The 15,833-nt window shown below is 59.1% G+C and carries 11 protein-coding genes and 2 pseudogenes; 7 read left to right on the top strand and 6 right to left on the bottom strand.

Annotated elements, in window-relative coordinates:
* The coding region (sucC, locus tag B2527_RS12525) for an ADP-forming succinate--CoA ligase subunit beta (protein ID WP_293713987.1) at positions 1-845 on the bottom strand (845 nt) is incomplete at its 3' end.
* A gap of 259 nt (positions 846-1,104) precedes the next feature.
* Here sucC and B2527_RS12520 point away from each other — a divergent pair.
* Both B2527_RS12520 and B2527_RS12515 read left to right on the top strand, forming a co-directional pair.
* Positions 1,105-2,727 carry a sensor histidine kinase gene (locus B2527_RS12520; RefSeq protein ID WP_293713985.1) on the top strand — a complete coding sequence of 541 codons (1,623 nt, stop codon included), beginning with the start codon at positions 1,105-1,107 and terminating at the stop codon, positions 2,725-2,727.
* A gap of 59 nt (positions 2,728-2,786) precedes the next feature.
* On the top strand, positions 2,787-4,196 hold the full coding sequence (locus tag B2527_RS12515; RefSeq protein WP_293713983.1) for a sigma-54-dependent transcriptional regulator: 1,410 nt from the start codon (positions 2,787-2,789) through the stop codon (positions 4,194-4,196).
* 123 nt (positions 4,197-4,319) lie between these two features.
* On the opposite strand, the gene pilB is transcribed toward B2527_RS12515, so the two are convergent.
* On the bottom strand, positions 4,320-6,050 hold the full coding sequence (pilB, locus tag B2527_RS12510) for a type IV-A pilus assembly ATPase PilB (protein WP_293713981.1): 1,731 nt from the start codon (positions 6,048-6,050) through the stop codon (positions 4,320-4,322).
* Positions 6,051-6,197: 147 nt separating this feature from the next.
* Positions 6,198-7,172, bottom strand: a complete 975-nt coding sequence (gene galE / locus B2527_RS12505; protein ID WP_293713979.1) for a UDP-glucose 4-epimerase GalE — start codon at positions 7,170-7,172, stop codon at positions 6,198-6,200.
* 175 nt (positions 7,173-7,347) lie between these two features.
* Between galE and B2527_RS12500 the strand changes: the two genes are divergently transcribed.
* The 4 genes from B2527_RS12500 to B2527_RS12485 all read left to right on the top strand — a co-directional run bounded on the left by B2527_RS12500 (position 7,348) and on the right by B2527_RS12485 (position 11,835).
* The gene (locus tag B2527_RS12500) at positions 7,348-8,205 is read left to right on the top strand and encodes a glycosyltransferase family 2 protein (protein WP_293713977.1); all 858 of its coding nucleotides are present in this window, start codon (positions 7,348-7,350) and stop codon (positions 8,203-8,205) included.
* A gap of 174 nt (positions 8,206-8,379) precedes the next feature.
* On the top strand, positions 8,380-9,564 hold the full coding sequence (locus B2527_RS12495) for a glycosyltransferase family 4 protein (RefSeq protein ID WP_293713976.1): 1,185 nt from the start codon (positions 8,380-8,382) through the stop codon (positions 9,562-9,564).
* Positions 9,565-10,012: 448 nt separating this feature from the next.
* A complete protein-coding gene (locus tag B2527_RS12490; RefSeq protein ID WP_293713975.1) occupies positions 10,013-11,005 on the top strand; it encodes a glycosyltransferase family 4 protein in 993 nt (330 codons plus the stop codon).
* A complete protein-coding gene (locus tag B2527_RS12485; RefSeq protein WP_293713973.1) occupies positions 11,002-11,835 on the top strand; it encodes a glycosyltransferase family 2 protein in 834 nt (277 codons plus the stop codon). Before B2527_RS12490 ends, B2527_RS12485 begins: the two co-directional genes overlap by 4 nt.
* Before the next feature lie 72 nt (positions 11,836-11,907).
* Here the strand turns inward: B2527_RS12485 and B2527_RS12480 are convergent, their stop codons facing one another.
* The 3 genes and pseudogenes from B2527_RS12480 to B2527_RS12470 form a co-directional block, all read right to left on the bottom strand.
* Positions 11,908-12,768, bottom strand: coding sequence for an FkbM family methyltransferase (locus tag B2527_RS12480; protein WP_293713971.1), 861 nt, complete (start codon positions 12,766-12,768; stop codon positions 11,908-11,910).
* A complete protein-coding gene (locus B2527_RS12475) occupies positions 12,755-14,029 on the bottom strand; it encodes a lipopolysaccharide biosynthesis protein (RefSeq protein ID WP_293713969.1) in 1,275 nt (424 codons plus the stop codon). The genes B2527_RS12480 and B2527_RS12475 overlap by 14 nt, the downstream gene beginning before the upstream one ends.
* A 110-nt stretch (positions 14,030-14,139) precedes the next feature.
* Positions 14,140-14,412, bottom strand: a pseudogene (locus B2527_RS12470) (integrase core domain-containing protein); the annotation flags it as partial.
* 92 nt (positions 14,413-14,504) lie between these two features.
* Here B2527_RS12470 and B2527_RS12465 point away from each other — a divergent pair.
* Positions 14,505-15,781, top strand: a pseudogene (locus B2527_RS12465) (IS110 family transposase).
* Positions 15,782-15,833 lie beyond the last annotated feature (52 nt).

Genomic DNA, 15,833 nt, shown 5'->3' with positions numbered 1-15,833 from the left:
TCGCCGCCGTTGAGCTTGATCACGTCCATGGTGGCCATGGCCAGGCCTGCGCCGTTGACCATGCAGCCGATGTTGCCGTCCATGGTGACGTAGTTGATGTCCAGCTCCGAAGCGGTCACTTCGGTTTCGTCTTCCTGGGACTTGTCGCGCATGGCAACCAGTTCCTTGTGACGGAACGCGGCGTTGTCGTCGCTGTTGAACTTGCCGTCCAGCGCGTACAGGTTGCCGTCGTCCAGGATGGCCAGCGGGTTGATTTCAACCAGCGCCAGGTCCTTTTCGTTGAAGATGCGGTACAGGTTGACCATGATGCTGGCGAACTGGCCGGCCTGCTTGGCAGTCAGGCCCATCTTGAAGCCGATGTCACGGCCGTGGTAGCCCTGCACGCCCTCGACGAAGTCCACATTCAAGGTGTGGATCTTGTCCGGGGTCTCGGCAGCAACCTGCTCGATCTCCATGCCGCCTTCCGAGGAGGCGATGAAGCTGATGGTACGGGTGCCACGATCGACCAGCACCGACAGGTACAGCTCCTTGACGATCTCACCGGCGGTGGTCACCAGCACCAGGTTGATCGGCAGCTCGACGCCGGCGGTCTGGTAGGTGGCCATCTTGGTGCCGAGCATCTTGGCCGCAGCGGCCTTGACGTCTTCGACGGTCTTGCAGAACTTGACGCCGCCGGCCTTGCCGCGGCCGCCTGCGTGGATCTGCGCCTTGACCATCCAGGGGCCCTGGCCCAGCGACTGGGCGACTGCAACGGCTTCATCCGGGGTAGCCGCGACCTTGCCGGCCGGAACCGGGATGCCGTACTCGGCAAGCAGCTGTTTTGACTGGTACTCGTGGAAATTCATGCGTCACCGTGGGAATAGGAACGACCGCACGCATCTCCTCGGGCCCTGCTTGGGGGCACCGGCATGGACTGCGGCGGGCCCACTATTGTGGCCGAGCCGACGCCGGGGCGCAAAGAAGTCTGTACAAATGGCCATATCCGGCATGTTTTCCGCCGGTTTTTCAGCAACTTGCACGTGAAAGTGCGGCACCTGCCACGTATCGTCTGGCGCCCCCTGCGCACCTATACTTGGAGGATGACGCTTGGATAGGAGCTCCGGCTTGGGCCCCAGTACCTCCCTGCTCGACCGCATCGAATCCATACCACGGCGAGAGCTGTATTTCTTCGCGCTGTACCGGGTCCTGATCGCCACCCTGCTGGCGGCACTGGTGTTCAGCCCGCTGACCCCGTTTGCCGGCGAAGCGCACCGCCCGCTGCTGGCCAAGGCAGTGGCGGTGGGCTACCTGCTGGTCTCGCTGGCCTTGCTGCTCTGGGGGCGTAACGAACGCTGGCTGCAGTCCATCGTCTTCGGCAGCGTGTTGATCGACATCGTGGCGGCCACCCTGCTCAGCCATGCCCTGCCCGGTGCCAGCGCCGGCATTTCAATGTCGCTGCTGTTCAACATTGCCGCAGCCGCCCTGCTGCTGCCGTTGGCACGCGCCATGATGCTGGCCTTGCTGGCCAGCATCGCCAGCGTCACCGAATACATTTGGCAGGCATTTGAAGGCAGCGACAACCTGCGCACGCTGGCCGAACTGGCGATGTTCGTCACCAGCTACCTGGCGCTGGCCTTCATCAGCTACCAGATCGGCAGCCGCACCCGCCGCACCCAGCAACTCGCTGACCGGCGCAGTGCCGAGGTTGCCAATCTGTTCGAGGTCAACGAACTCATCATCCGCCGTATGCGTACCGGCGTGCTGGTGGTGGATGCGGCCGGGCAGATAACCCTTGTCAACGAGGCTGCCAGTGCCCTGCTGGGCGACAGCGAAGACAACACCGGCGCCGAGCCCCAGTCCCTTGCGAACGCCTCGCCCGAACTGTCGCGCCGCCTGCAACGCTGGCGCAGCGGCTGGCAGGAGGAGGAACAGCCGCTGCAGCTGATACCCGACCAGCCCGAGGTCCTGCCCCGGTTTGCCCGCCTGCTGGCCGACAGTGACCTGACCCTGGTGTTCCTGGATGACACCAGCGTCGTGTCCAAGCGCGCCGAGTCACTTACCCTGTCTACCCTGGGCCGGTTTTCGGCCAGCCTGGCGCATGAAATCCGCAACCCGCTGGCGGCCATCAACTACGCCACCCAGCTGCTGGAGGAATCCGAACATATCGGGGACGCGGACCGGCGCCTGCTGCAGATCATCCACCAGCAATGCCAGCGCACCAACGGCATCGTTGAAAGCGTGCTGGCGATGGCCCGGCGGGAACGCGCCAATCCCGAAAACCTCGACCTGGCGGCCTTCGTGCGCCGCTTCGTACTGGAGTACAAGCAGACGCTGTCGGGGGACACCGACAGCCTGGAGGTGATCATCCGCGAGCCCTCGGTACCGGCATTGATGGATTCGCGGCACCTGCACCAAGTGCTCACCGCCCTGGTGCACAACGCCCTGAAATATGGCCGGGTGGCCGAAGAGCCGGCGCGGGTGCGGATACGCGTGGCCTCCGGCGAGCGCAACGCAGTGATCGACGTGATGGATCGCGGCCCCGGCATCCCCGATGCCATTGCCGCGCAGTTGTTCCGCCCGTTCTACACCACCTCCGAGCATGGCACCGGCCTGGGCCTGTATATCGCCCGCGAGCTCTGCCGCGCCAACCAGGCGCAGCTGGACTATGTATCGGTACCCGGCGGCGGCGCATGCTTCCGCCTGACCCTGAGCACCCCCAAGACCGCCTTCACTGCACAAGGCCGCTGACCAGCGGCGCCCCCCACCCCCGTTTGTAGGCAGCCGCCCTCCTCGGCTATCGTCTCTTCATGAATGCAACAAACAGCGCCCTGATCGTCGATGACGAACGCGACATCCGCGAGCTGCTGGTCCTTACCCTGGGCCGCATGGGCTTGCGCATCAGCACCGCCGCCAACCTCGCCGAGGCACGTGAGCTGCTGGCCAGCAACCCGTTCGACCTGTGCCTGACCGACATGCGCCTGCCTGACGGCAACGGCATCGAACTGGTCACCGAGATCACCCGCGACTACCCGCGCACGCCGGTGGCCATGATCACCGCCTTTGGCAGCATGGACCTGGCGGTGGAAGCACTGAAAGCCGGCGCCTTCGACTTCGTCAGCAAACCGGTGGATATCAACGTCCTGCGCGGCCTGGTACGGCATGCGCTGGAACTCAACAACGCCGCACGGCCGGCGCCGTCCGCGCCCCCCGAGAACGCCACGCGGCTGCTCGGCGCCTCGGCGGCGATGGACGAGTTGCGTGGCACCATCGCCAAGGTCGCACGCAGCCAGGCCCCGGTCTACATCCTGGGCGAGTCGGGGGTGGGCAAGGAACTGGTCGCCCGCACCATCCATGACCAAGGTGCCCGCGCCGCAGGGCCGTTCATCCCGGTCAACTGCGGTGCCATACCCGGCGAGCTGATGGAAAGCGAGTTCTTCGGCCACCGCAAGGGCAGCTTCACCGGCGCCCATGCCGACAAGCCGGGGCTGTTCCAGGCTGCCAATGGCGGCACCCTGTTCCTGGACGAAGTGGCCGAACTGCCCCTGCAGATGCAGGTCAAGCTGCTGCGCGCCATCCAGGAAAAATCGGTGCGCCCGGTGGGCGCCGCCACCGAAATACCGGTGGACGTACGCATCCTGTCGGCCACCCACAAGGACCTGGGCACCCTGATCCAGGACGGCCGCTTCCGCCACGACCTGTACTACCGCATCAACGTCATCGAGCTGCGTGTACCACCGCTGCGCGAACGCCGTGGTGACCTGCCACAGCTGGCCGATGCCATCCTGCGGCGCCTGTCACACGCCCAAGGGCAGCCCACACCGGAGCTGGCTGCCTGTGCGGTGGAGGCGCTTGCCGCCTATTCATTCCCGGGCAATGTGCGCGAGCTGGAGAACATCCTGGAACGCGCGCTTGCACTGGCCGACGGACAAACCATCGCGGCCAGCGACCTGCGCCTGCCGCAAGCCGCGCCCGTGCCAGCAGCTGCCGCCCTACCCGCACCCGCCCTGCCAGAAGCCATTGAAGCGCCGATCGACATGCCGCTGGTCGACATCGACCCCAGCAGCGCCGCCCTGCCCTCGTACATCGAGCAGATGGAGCGCAACGTGATCCAGAAGGCGCTGGAAGAGAACCGCTGGAACAAGACCCGTACCGCCGCGCAGCTGGGCATCACCTTCCGCGCACTGCGCTACAAGCTGAAAAAACTGGGGATGGAATAAGGCCCCTGTAGTGCCGAGCCATGCTCGGCAGGCCGTTTAACCAGCAGGCCCCTGCCGAGCATGGCTCGGCACTACCAATCAGGCCGCATGCTTGCCGAGCATGGCTCGGCACTACATGCAGGTTTAGTCCTTGGTGACGCGGTTGATCTCGGCCAGGCTGGTGATGCCCTGCGATGCCTTCAACAAGGCGGACTGGCGCAGATCATTGACCCCGATCTTCTGCGCGGCATCGGCAATATCCATTGCGTTGCCTCCCTGCAGGACAATGGCCGCAATCTCATCGGTCATCGGCATCACCTGGTAGATACCGGTACGACCCTTGTAACCCTCGGTGCACTCATCGCAGCCCACCGCCTCGAACAGCTGCACACCGGCATCGATCTGCGCGGCGGTGAAACCCTCAGCCAGCAATGCGTTCTCCGGCAGTTGCACCGGGCGCTTACAGTTTGAGCACAACCGACGGGCCAGACGCTGGGCGATGACCAGGGTCACCGACGAGGTGATGTTGAACGGTGCGATGCCCATGTTCATCAGACGCGCAATGGTCTGCGGTGCATCATTGGTATGCAGCGTCGACAACACCATGTGACCGGTCTGCGCCGCCTTGATCGCGATCTCGGCCGTTTCAAGGTCACGGATTTCGCCGACCATGATGATGTCCGGATCCTGTCGCAGGAACGAACGCAGCGCCGCTGCGAAGGTCATGCCGCGCTTGTTGTTCTGCTGCACCTGGTTGACGCCGGGCAGACGGATTTCCACCGGGTCCTCGGCCGTGGAGATATTGCGGGTATCGTCGTTGAGGATGCCCAGCGCGGTATACAGCGACACCGTCTTGCCCGAACCGGTAGGGCCAGTGACCAGCACCATGCCGTAAGGCTTGTGGATGGCCTCAAGGAACAGCTTCTGCTGTTCCGGCTCGTAACCCAGCTTGTCGATACCCAGCTTGGCCGCGCTGCCGTCCAGGATACGCAGCACGATCTTCTCGCCGAACAGGGTGGGCAAGGTACTGACACGGAAGTCGATCTGCTTGGACTTGGACAGGTTCAGCTTGATGCGACCATCCTGTGGCACGCGCTTCTCGGCGATATCCAACTGCGACATCACCTTCAATCGCGCGGCGATACGCTGATTCAGCTTTACCGGTGCCTTGGCCACGGTCTTGAGCAGGCCATCGATGCGGAAGCGCACGCGGTAGTCATCTTCATAGGGCTCGAAGTGGATGTCCGATGCACCTTTGCGGATCGCATCCACCAGCACCTTGTTGACGAACTTGACCACCGGCGTGTCGTCGCCCTTGGCATCGATGCCCGAATCACCGCCGCCGCCCATGTCCTCGTCGCCGGCAGCGACGTCCAGGTCGCCCATGCCCTCGTCATCACCACCCAGGCTGTCACCCAGCGAATCATTGCTGGCCATCCACAGGTCCAGCGTGCGCCGGATCTGTTCTTCATCCACCAGGATGGGCTCAACCACCAGATTGGTCTGGAACTTGATCTCGTCCAGCTGCTGGGTGGGATTGCTGGTGCCGACAAACAGCTTGCCGCCGCGCTTGAACAGCGGCAGCACCTGATGACGTCGCAGCAACTCCTCGCTGACCAGCTTGATCGCGCTCTGGTTGGCGTCAAACACCGACACGTCCAGCAAGGGCATGCCGAATTCCATGGCGTTGGCAGCGGCCATGTGGGCGGCACTTACCAGCTTCTTGTCGGCCAGCCACTGCGCCAGCGGCACCTTGGCGTCGGCCGCCTGCGCCATGGCGGTGCGGGCTACCGCCTCATCCAGCGCGCCGTCCTGGACAAGCCGACGGGCAATACCGGTGATGCCCACCAAATTGGCGTTGACGACGGTGTTCATGGTTTTCCCCTGGCCGGACGATAACCCCTCAATTGTACCCATGACCTCATCAAGTGCGCGCACCTGCGCCCCGAATACCCGTCACAGGCTCAGGCAATCACCCCGAGGGTGTGCGGGCTGGACCGGACCAGCAGCAGTTGCCGCCACCTACCAGGGCTGGGCACGGTGCCAACGCCAAGCAGACTCGATGATCGCATCCAGCTCGGTCCAATGGGCTTCCCAGCCCAATACCTCGCGCGCCTTGCGGCTGGAGGCCACCAGTGTTTCCGGGTCGCCCGACCGTCGCGGCGCCACCTGGTACGGGACCGGTCGGCCAACCACCCGCGACGCAGCGTCAATCACCTGCCGCACCGAGAACCCCTGCCCATTGCCAAGGTTGAAGGCATGCGCTCCGGGGGCCTGCTCCAGAAAATGCAGGGCACGCAGGTGGGCATCGGCCAGGTCTTCCACGTGCACGTAGTCACGGATGCAGGTGCCGTCCGGGGTGGCATAGTCGTCGCCGAAAACCTGCAACGGTGCCGCCGCCCCCAGAATCGAACGCAGGACGTTGGGGATCAGATGGGTTTCACAGGCATGGGCCTCCCCGATGCATGCATCGTAAGACGCGCCCGCGGCATTGAAGTAACGCAGCGATACCGAGCGAAGGCCGTACGCGGCGGCGGCGGCGGCAAGCATCTGCTCCACCATCAACTTGCTGCTGCCATAAGGATTGATAGGCTGCCGTGGATGTTGTTCGTCGATCTCCGCCTGCAGCGGCTGCCCGAACACCGACGCTGTGGAGGAAAAAATGAAGCGCCCCACCCCATGCCGGCGCATGGCATCGAGCAGATTCAAGGTACCCACCACATTGCAACGGTAATAGTCGAATGGCTGGGCCATCGATTCGCTAACCACCGAGCGGGCAGCAAAGTGGAATACACCGTCAAATACCTGCGCGGCGAACACCTGCTCCAACGCGGCCCTGTCAAGCAGGTCGACCTGCAGCAAGGGCCCCCACTGCACCGCCTGGCGGTGCCCGTTGGACAAGTCATCCAGCACCACTACGGCATGCCCACGCTCAGCCAGCAGGCGCGCCATATGGCTGCCGATGTACCCCGCCCCACCACAAACAAGAAACCGCATCTTCACTCCCGGGCCAAGCAGCCCCGCCCCCAGGCGGAGGCAGGCGATCAAGTGGATATTCTAAGCCCGGCCTCCCAGCCCGGCAGGTAAGCAAGGGCCAAGATCCGACGCGGGACACCCTCCCTGCCGCCGAACCCAGCTACTATGCCCGCGGGGAGAACTACCGGTATTCAACGTGTGTGAACTGAGCATCATCCTGCCCGCCAAGAACGAGGCAGAAGGGTTGAAGAGAACCTTGCCCGGGCTGAGGGCGGCCTACCCGGAAGCGGAGATCATCGTCGTCAATGACGGTTCAACCGACACGACCGCGGAAATCGCCGCCGGGCTGGGGGCAACCGTTGTTGGCAGCCCTTACTCAATGGGCAACGGCGCCGCCATCAAGCGTGGCACCCGCGCCGCACATGGCGCGGTACTGGTGTTCATGGACGCCGACGGACAACACAGCGCGGAGCATATCGGCCAGCTGCTGGCGAAACTCGATGAAGGCTACGACATGGTGGTGGGCGCCCGCGATGGCAGCGGCCAGGCCAACTTCCACCGGGGCCTGGCAAACGCCTTCTACAATCGACTGGCAAGCCATATGACCGGGCATCGCATCGACGACCTGACGTCGGGCTTTCGTGCGGTGCGCGCGGACAAGTTCCGGGAATTCCTGCACCTGCTGCCCAATGGCTTCAGCTACCCCACCACCAGCACCATGGCGTTCTTCCGCAGCGCCTACCCGGTGGCCTACGTGCCGATCCCGGTCGCAAAGCGGGTGGGTAATGGCAGCCACATCCGGCCATTGAAGGATGGCATCCGATTTCTGCTGATCATTTTCAAGATCGCGACGCTTTATTCGCCGATGAAACTGTTTGCGCCAATTGCTGCGGCGTTCTTTCTTACCGGCCTTGGATATTACGGTTATACATTTGTCACCGAGCATCGACTCACCAACATGAGCACGCTATTACTTAGTGCGGCCGTTATCATTTTTCTGATTGGCCTGATCTCCGAACAGATTACAAATCTATCTTATCGGCGTGACAGTTGACACCCGCCTCGCGACATGAGAACGCCTTGACACCCCCCGTTTGACCCTCGCCGATGTTCAGCGCATACCAAGAGAAAAGCCGTTTTCTCGGATGCTTTTCTCCACTCCAAGGCCAGCCACACTTCTTTTCAAGGCCAAGCATCGGGTATGTATTGAACTGCATGAGTACAAGCCTTGATAGTCAAATCACGCCCTCGCATCCTACTGGTCACACGCAATCTGCCCCCCCTTGTCGGCGGGATGGAGCGCCTCAACTGGCATATCGCGGATGAGCTTTCGCGCCACGCCGAAGTACGGATCATAGGCCCTATAGGCAGTACAGCCGCATCTCCTGCGCAAGTCTGCTTGACTGAAGTGCCACTGAGGCCACTATGGCGTTTCCTGGCAACATCGGCATTGCAGGCCATGCAGGTCGCACACCGTTTCAAACCCGATATCGTATTGGCAGGCAGCGGGCTGACCGCCCCAGCCACCTTGATGGCCGCTCGCGTTGCAAAAGCAAGGGCCTGCGTCTATCTGCATGGCCTGGATGCGGCAATACAGCACCCCGTGTACCGGACATTCTGGCACCCTGCCCTACGTCGCATGGATAGCGTAATTGCCAATAGCACCCCAACGGCAAGACTCGCTGCGAGCCTTGGCATCAAACTGTCAAATCTAAGCATCGTGTATCCCGGCGTACGCATTCCGGATGCAGCACAAACAACCCTTGATAAACATTATTTTCGTCATCGCCATGGCCTGGGCAACGGACGAATTCTACTTTCCGTCGGCCGACTGACCACACGCAAGGGCCTGCTGGAGTTCGTACAACAGGCACTACCAGGCATCGTGCGTGCGTTCCCCGATGTCAAGCTGGCCATTGTTGGCGACGCTCCTTCAGACTCCTTGCATGCCACCATCCAGACGCAGGAAAGCATCCAGCGTGCTGCTGATGGACTGGGCATAGGCCATCATCTTTGTTTCCTCGGTACTATTACGGACCCGACAGAACTGGCGTGCGCATACGAATGCGCGACAGTGCATGTGTTTCCTGTGCGCAATATTCCTGGAGACCCCGAGGGCTTCGGCATGGTGGCAATAGAGGCCGCAGCGCATGGTCTTCCGACAGTTGCTTTCGCTACCGGGGGAATCGTAAATGCGGTATCAAATGACCTTTCAGGGATGATAGTGGAGCCCGGTGATTACGACGCCCTGACCGATGCCGTCACTCAGGTAATGAAGGGGAAAAAAAGCACCTGGGAAGCCGGCAGTAGGGCTTTCGCAGACAGTTTCGCTTGGCCGAAATTCGGAGCCCAACTTTCGAAAGCTCTGCAATTGAATATTCCAATTGGCTTGCCTGGAAGCACCCAACGATGAATCGGCATGTGGGAGCTCAAATCCGTCATCTCGAGGAAATCTGCCGCGTACTTAAAGACCCAGGGGCAACCTATCATCCTGACCCAAACCCCTCGATGATAATAGAACCTAACTATCAGCTGATGTTCCTGAGCTGGCTTCCACCGCGGTGGCGGAATCCATACCTGAGATTGTGCGGCAAAGGGGACTTTTATGACTGCGAACCACCCCAATTAGTCGAGCCAGAGCGCATGCTGGATAAAGCGCGAATGAGTTATAGAAATTTGTGTATCGAAGGCTGGCGGGAAACTTTTGAGATCGAGCATCCATGCCACAGGAGCACCCGCGCGCTTCGGCATATGCCGGACCCACTGCTACGCCCTCTGAAGCTGATAATTCCAACCTTGATCTACCGTTTGGAGCGCGGAGAGGAATGAGAAGCTCGCCCCCCGCCATCTGGTTCCCCACCGTGCGCACCGGGACCGGCACCGATGTTTTCACCGAACGAATGGCAACCGAGCTGTGTAGAGCCGGGCTGCGCGCCGAGATCACGTGGCTCCCCCTGCGCGCCGAGTATGCTCCATGGACGGTCCCGGCCCCACGCCCGCCCGCGTGGGCTTCCATCTGCCATATCAACACTTGGACGCATCCGCGCTTCATCCCATCGCAGCTGCCTGTTGTTGCCACACTACATCACTCCATCCACGACCCTGCACTGCTTCCATACAAGGGTTGGCTGCGCTCGACCTACCACCGCAATTGGATCGCGCCTGTCGAGCGCCGCGTTCTTCAACGCGCAGATCACGTAGTTGCTGTCAGCCGATTCGTCGCGAACATCGCGCGAAGAACGCTTTGCGAAATTCCAACTACCGTGATCTATAACGGAATTGACACTGAAAGATTCCAACCCAGCGAGCTTAAACAACTACCTAGTAATAATTTCAAGCTGCTGTACGTTGGCAATTGGATGACGCGTAAAGGCGTAGACCTACTCGCACCAATAATGCGAGAGCTTGGAGACGGATATGAATTACACTACACCGGCGGCTCGGCTGCCGCCGCGGACAAGTCCAGAATGCCGCCCAACATGTACGATATGGGCCGGCTGTCGACCGATGATGTAATCACTGCCATGCAAAATTCCGATGCATTCCTGTTTCCATCACGTAGTGAAGGATTGCCATTGGCAGCCATCGAAGCAATGTCTTGTGGCCTGCCCGTCATCGCAATGAGAGGCACTTCCGTTGAAGAAGTTGTCTCCCACGGGAGGACTGGCTTACTGTGCCCGCGGGATGATGTCCACGCATTCAGCGAAGCAGCCCAAGCCATGGCAGCCAATCAATATTTGCACCTCAGACTTCGGAAACTAGCCCGAGAGCGAATAGTGGCCAGTTTTCAGATTTCACAAATGATTGATGCTTATCTCGAAATTTATCGAAATCTTGCAAAAGAAAAAAAATGAGCGCCGCCATTACGATCCACTTCCGTGACCCAAAGTTGACTGCCTTGTGCATCAACAGCCTGCTAGTTGATGGCTGGGCACCCATCCTCATATGGGACAATTCAGCGGATGACGGCAGAACGCTTCGCGTACTTCAGGAAGCATTCTCCGAAACCCCCGGAATAATATGGACGGATAATAATAATAACCTTGGCTTCGGCAAAGGCATGAATGCTGCCATGGCCGAACTCGAAAGGCTGGGTTATTCGGGACCAATACTTCTGGTCAACAACGATGCTCGCATCATCAAAGGCATGCATGCCGCCCTGCATGCACCACTGCGAGCAGCCACCTTACCTACCCTTGTGGCGCCGCGCATCAAACAAAATGGAAGGGAACATGGCTGGCTGCATTACCAACCGTGGCTTGCACTCGTAACCCGCAAGCACCTACCAGGCAGCTTTGCCTATCTCAGCGGCTGTTGTCTACTTGTTCATCGTATCGACAATACACAACCTTTGTTCGACCGAGATTTCTTCATGTACGGTGAGGATGTTGAATTGTCTTGGCGTTGGGAAAAGCAGGGCGGAAAACTCGTATTGCTTGACGGGGTCTGGCTCCACCATGCCGGATCGGCCAGCACCGGACAGGCAAGTGTCACCTACGAAAAATATACCGCAAAATCTCACTGGCTTTTAGCTGGAAAATTGACGACCGCTCACTGGCAGACGGTATTGGCACAGGGTTTGCGTCTGCCATCGCTCTCGCTTCGGGCTGGTGTGCGAGCATTACGTTATCGCACTCTGGAGCCATTAAGAGCATTTATAAATATTTTTCGAGTCAACCCCTAGCACTCCGCGCAACGCAAGACAATAACGAATCGAAAAATAGGTGTGCGCACTCCGCAAAGCACTAGCGGTAAATCACCGACGATTCAGCGCCACAACGTCCGTAAATTTACCTCCCCCAGAGTACTTATGAGCCAGCTCATCCAACGTCACCTCAACCCCATTCGGATCTCCAATATCGAATAATCGCCGACCCGAAAGTGATCTTCGAAAATAATCACATCCGGCAGACCTCTTGAGATACTCAGGATTGAACTCACAAACCACCGGAACGCCACTAGCAAGCAAAAATTCTGCTCCAAGCAACGCATGCCCCTCATAGCCCTCAATATCCATCCATAACAATGAATCGCTAGGAAAGCAGAAGTCATCAAGCCGAGAAGAAACTACCGAGATACCACTCTGGCCAATGGCATGGTTCCCACTGTTCGTAAGCGATTCATGCAATTGCAAAGTCATACCATTTTTATCACCCACAGCCTGTGGCAGAACGGTCACCCGATCCTCCAAACCGTTCAATGCGATGTTCGCCCGCAATAACCTAAGATTGTCCGGATGCGGCTCGATTGCCGTAGCAACCTTTACAAGCCCGCGTTTAAGTGCGGGAATAGTAATGGTGCCGATATTTGCACCCACATCGATCAAATGATTCGGTGCAGCTCGCCCTTCACGAGCCAAAACTCTCAAAGCAGCCTCAAACTTTGCAAAGTCAAACTCGCCGTGCAAGAACACCTCACGCCCGATCACCTTGTCGGAGGTTGATACCACATACTTCTCACGGCTTCCCGTCACCAGAAACTGCACCGGCATTGCGTCATAGGCTGCTCTGCGCAGAACTCCGGCACGCCCTTCCAGCAAACTGAAAAAAAATCGCATAACCGCCAGCAGCGGCAATCGCAAAACAGTGCTGTTCCGCAAATATTCAATTGTTCGCATACGGATCACCCCGCTTAGTTTTTGCGCCAAGCGAGCTTGTCGCGACTAAAAGAAATAGCACCAACACCAATTCAACAGCGTAGCTGACAAGCGCTGCGCCATGCACGCCGAATCTTGGGACAAATAGAAGAACACCAAACACACTCACAGCCGCACCCAGAACGTAGGCCACCCCAATGACAACCAGACGCCCCTGATGAATTATCTGAAAATTAAGCAACCCCCTCCCAACCTGAATCAAAGGCAACCATGACAGCAATCGAATCACCTTGACTGCTTCATTGTATTCCTCACCAACAACCCAATACAGCAGCGGCGCAATCAGCCACAGAACACAGCCCATTAAAAAAGCCAAGACCATCAACCCGAGACCACTACGCCTAAGCTGCCGCAGCGGATCTTCTTGCGCATACAATCGCGGCCATAACGCTTCCTGCATCGCAAACAAGGGTAAACTGACCAATTCGATTGTTCGCTGAGCAATATTATAGCTCCCGGCCAAACCATATCCCACGTGCAGCAGAACCGGCTTATTGAACTCACCCTGCAGTCGCATCGCAGAGGTGGATATGCAGAACGGCAAGCCACTATGCAATGACATATCTTGCAAAGCACCGGGCAAAGACGCGAAATCGGCCGCGCTCATATGGAGAAGCAACAACATATAAGCCAAGCTGGCCAGCGTATAAGCCCAGAAGACGTCCGTAAGGGTTACATTGTCTACAGCGCTCACTAACAACCCCAGCACAAGCAGCCGCAGCATTGGCAGGCCCGAATTTATTGCTCCATACACACCCAAGCGATGTCGAGCTTGTTGTTGACGCCCCCTCAATTCAGCGAGGGAAGTGACGGACAACTCGACTGCCATGGCGGAAAGCATTGCTAACAACGGCAGCTCCGGCGGAAGCAACAAAAATGCCAAGCCTGCCACCAACACCACACCCGGAACCAGACTCCACAGCCACACGCGAAAGGCACGCCCATAGTAGGCCCAGAGGCGCGCAGGATCACGTGCGCCATTGCGCAGCACGATATTTGCCAACCCCAATCCCACCCAAGGGGTCACAAATCCCGCCACAGCGATGACTGCAACGAAAGTTCCATAGGACTCCGCCCCCAAAGAACGAGCCAACAGGATAACCGTAGCCGCCTGAGAACCGGCTCGCAACAGCATCCAAACCAACAACACACCACTGTTGCGGGCGAGCTGCCCCGCCCTCCAAACAGCCCATCGACGCGGATTCGATTCTTCTATCGTCACAGTTTTCTCAGTTCCCACACGAAGGCAGGAGCCCTCCACCACCCCAAATCTACCAACTACAGGTGACTAGAACAGGGTACCCCCACTTTTAACGACTGCCAAAAGTGGAGCTATGCGGCCATCGCCAGTTTCAATGCTGGAGTGATGCCGCCGAGCGCCATGTTGGGGCGTTCGTGGTTGTACGTCCATAGCCAGCGTGTGACCTTGTCCTGCACCTGCTCGATGATGTCGAACAACGTCGTCGCCAGACAGGCGTAGCGGACTGTGGGGTTGTAGCGTTCGACGTAGACATTCTGCTGCGGCTTGCCCGGCTGAATGTGCTCGATCCGGATACCTTCGCGTTCGGCCCAGGCCAGCAGCTCGCCACTGATGTATTCAGGGCCGTAGTACATCTGGAAGCATGAGGTCTTTGCAGGCAGCCATCGTCTCCGAGCGCATCCTGAAGGTTCTCACACGCCACAGGAGTTCGTTGACGATGGCTACCCAACCTCATCCTACGCCCGCAGCGACTTGGGTCGCGATTGATATCGCTAAGCGCTACCGCGCAGTCCTCATTGAAGGCCCGGACAGCAAGCAACAGCGTTTCCGCATGGCCAGTTCTCGAGAGGACCATCAACGCCTAGTTGATCTTCTCCATAGCATGCCTACGCCTATTCGCATCGCGATGGAGCCCACCGGCGATTGCCATCGCACCTTGGCCTTCCGATTACTCCAAGAGGGCTTCGAGGTCTGCCTGGTGTCCTCAGTCGCCGGGGCCCGCTATCGGGAAGCCCTTTTCAATTCGTGGGACAAGAACGACCCGAAGGATGCAAGCGTGATCCTGGCTATGCTCAAACAGGGCATGACCATGCGTTACGTGGATCCGTTGCTGGCCGGCCATCATGGGTTACAAGAGCTATCCAAGACCCACTACCAGATCAGCTTGGCTAGAACCCGACTGCAGCACAGCCTGATGACCCACTACTTGCCCCTGTATTTCCCAGAAACCGAGCGCTACTTCGATGGCGCACATGCCGATTGGTTCGCCCGATTCATGCTTCGTTTTCCCACTGCTGCCTCGATCCGTCAACTCACTTGGGATGCTTTCCGCAAGGAAGCTTGGAGCTCGTCGGCCGCAAGGTGAAAACGCAGACTTGGCTCACCGAACTCTACCAATGTGCGCTCGGCAGCATCGGCTTGCCTGTAGACGACGATTCGATTGAGGTCCAGAGTTTCCGGCTGCAGCTGCGTCGCTATCAGCTGTTAGTTGAACAGCGCGATGCTCTAGCTGCGCAAGCGCACCATGTGTTGGCAGATAACCCAGATTACGAGTCCTTGCGTTCATTGCCCGGTATCGGCCCAGTGCCTGCATTGACCATCCTGGCCGAAGCCGGTGATCTTCGTCGATTTGCCCACCATCGCCAGTTCTTGAAGTACTGAGGCCTCGATCTGGCCACGTGCCAGTCCAGCCAGTACCGCGGACATGAGCGTCTATCAAAGCGTGGTAACGCGCGATTGCGCTTCGCCTTCTGGTTTGCCGCCACCATTGCGGTACGAATGCGTGAAAACAGCTTCCGCGACAAGTACGAACGGTACGTCAAAAACGATCCAAACAATGCTGATCGCAAGCGCAAGGCACTGACCGCAGTGGCTGCCAAGATGGCCAGGGTAGCTTACGGTCTGGTGAAGCGCCAAACCCAATACCGCTGTTACTTCGAAAACGCTTTACCCCGTGGATCGATCCCGCTCAGTCGGGCCATTGGGACCTCATAGGATCCTGGAGATAATGCTCGGACCTTCCACGGGAACTCCATGCTGTTTAAGG

This window comes from Stenotrophomonas sp. UBA7606, assembly GCF_002477705.1.
Classification (GTDB): domain Bacteria; phylum Pseudomonadota; class Gammaproteobacteria; order Xanthomonadales; family Xanthomonadaceae; genus Stenotrophomonas.
Note: the sequence above shows the minus strand (reverse complement) of the source record. Positions and strands in the feature narration are given on the sequence as shown.